This window comes from Shigella sp. SIG6 (genome assembly GCF_053555815.1).
In genome coordinates this window covers 1-1,711 of the sequence record NZ_JBQZXC010000254.1, presented here as the reverse complement: position 1 = coordinate 1,711, position 1,711 = coordinate 1, and the positions used below count along the sequence as shown (strand labels likewise).

The window sequence follows — 1,711 nt, the reverse complement described above, 5'->3', positions numbered from 1 at the left end:
CCGGAATCAGGTTAACAAATCAGCGCTCTCTCTGTTGCTGAGCATCCGGAGTTATTCGATGGTGATACTCCAATTACAGAGGATGTTTTATGGACACTACCCTTCCCTTTCTAATTTTGTACGCTTGTTTATCAGCCCTACTTTTTTTCTGGGATGCAAAGCATGGCTTGTTACCTGACAGATTTACGTGCCCGTTACTCTGGTCAGGTCTTTTGTTCTATCAAGTTTGTCATCCTGATGGTTTAGCCGATGCGTTATGGGGGGCAATTGTTGGTTACGGCACATTCGCTGTCATTTACTGGGGGTATCGCATACTGCGACATAAAGAAGGATTAGGCTATGGTGATGTGAAGTTTCTCGCCGCCCTTGGCGCCTGGCATTCATGGGCCTTCTTACCACGACTGGTTTTCCTTGCTGCCTCATTCGCTTGCGGAGCCGTAGTTATTGGTCTGCTCATGAGAGGAAAAGAATCATTAAAAAACCCGCTGCCTTTTGGGCCATTTCTGGCGGCTGCGGGTTTCGTTATAGGCTGGGATAGTTTGCTGATAGGCCGTTAATCTTTAACTTTAATTTGTGATTGCAGGTAATTTTGTAGGCCGATTTTACCGATGAGATCCAGTTCAGTTTCGAGCCAGTCGATATGACCTTCTTCATCAGCAAGGATCTCGATCATCATATCGCGGCTAACATAGTCATGAACGCTGTCGGCATATGCGATAGCCTCACGCAGATCCTTCGCGCCTTCCAGTTCTAATCGCAGGTCAGATTGCAGCATCTCCTCGACATCTTCACCAATCCCCAGTTTGCCTAAATCCTGTAAGTTGGGGATTCCTTCTAAAAACAAAATACGCTCGATATATTTATCAGCGTGTTTCATCTCATCGATGGATTCATGGTATTCGACGTCATTGAGACGCATCAGGCCCCAGTTTTTAAACATCCGGGCATGGAGAAAATACTGATTGATTGCGACAAGCTCATTTCCCAATAGTTTATTGAGATAATTTATGATTTTAACATCACCTTTCATTTTATAGTCCCTCCGCTTCCACTATTAGAGCGTAGATGGGGCTAGCGGGATGTCAAAAAATAAGCGTGGGCTTCAGGCAATCTCTTTAAATTCTGGCATCTGCATCAACTCGTCCTGCATCACTTCGCGCGCGGCGCGAATGCACTTACCGCATTGATTTCCCACAGGAATAAACTTACGCAATTGTTGGAAAGATTGCGGATGAAACTGACGGACTGCCTGGCGAATTTTTTTGTCACTTACACCATTACACAAACAAACGTACATGATTGCTCCCGTTCAAATTCTGCACAAAGTGTAAATGAGAATGGTTATGATTACAATAGCACAGTTTTATTTGCGCCATAGTTCAGCGAGCAAAATTACGCCTAAATATTTCGAGCTCAAATTACGGGCAGCAAAAAGGGCGCCGAAGCGCCCTTTTCAATTCAAAACTAATTAACGTGTAATTAGCCCAGAACTTTAGCAACAACGCCCGCGCCAACGGTACGGCCGCCTTCACGGATTGCGAAACGCAGACCGTCGTCCATCGCGATCGGGTGGATCAGGGTAACAACCATTTTGATGTTATCGCCCGGCATTACCATCTCTACGCCTTCCGGCAGTTCGATGGTACCAGTCACGTCAGTAGTACGGAAGTAGAACTGCGGACGGTAGCCTTTGAAGAACGGAGTATGACGG

The 1,711-nt window shown here is 45.9% G+C and carries 4 protein-coding genes; 1 reads left to right on the top strand and 3 read right to left on the bottom strand.

Annotated elements, in window-relative coordinates; genetic code table 11:
• Positions 1-89: 89 nt before the first annotated feature.
• The gene (locus ACUU1M_RS20080; protein WP_000381748.1) at positions 90-557 is read left to right on the top strand and encodes a prepilin peptidase; all 468 of its coding nucleotides are present in this window, start codon (positions 90-92) and stop codon (positions 555-557) included.
• Here the strand turns inward: ACUU1M_RS20080 and bfr are convergent.
• The 3 genes from bfr to ACUU1M_RS20065 all read right to left on the bottom strand — a co-directional run.
• Positions 554-1,030: a bacterioferritin gene (gene bfr / locus ACUU1M_RS20075; RefSeq protein WP_000675515.1), complete on the bottom strand. Its 477-nt coding sequence runs from the start codon at positions 1,028-1,030 to the stop codon at positions 554-556. The genes ACUU1M_RS20080 and bfr overlap by 4 nt on opposite strands.
• A 72-nt stretch (positions 1,031-1,102) precedes the next feature.
• Positions 1,103-1,297, bottom strand: a complete 195-nt coding sequence (gene bfd / locus ACUU1M_RS20070) for a bacterioferritin-associated ferredoxin (protein ID WP_000289090.1) — start codon at positions 1,295-1,297, stop codon at positions 1,103-1,105.
• Between the two features lie 182 nt (positions 1,298-1,479).
• On the bottom strand, positions 1,480-1,711 hold a 232-nt coding region (locus ACUU1M_RS20065), incomplete at its 5' end, for an EF-Tu C-terminal domain-related protein (RefSeq protein ID WP_000305929.1).

What these genes read in the sequence shown, in the direction of transcription:
- bfd (WP_000289090.1), bottom strand. Translation starts at nt 1,297, where the DNA reads ATGTACGTTTGTTTGTGTAATGGTGTAAGTGACAAAAAAATTCGCCAG.
- bfr (WP_000675515.1), bottom strand. Translation starts at nt 1,030, where the DNA reads ATGAAAGGTGATGTTAAAATCATAAATTATCTCAATAAACTATTGGGA.
- ACUU1M_RS20080 (WP_000381748.1), top strand. Translation starts at nt 90, where the DNA reads ATGGACACTACCCTTCCCTTTCTAATTTTGTACGCTTGTTTATCAGCC.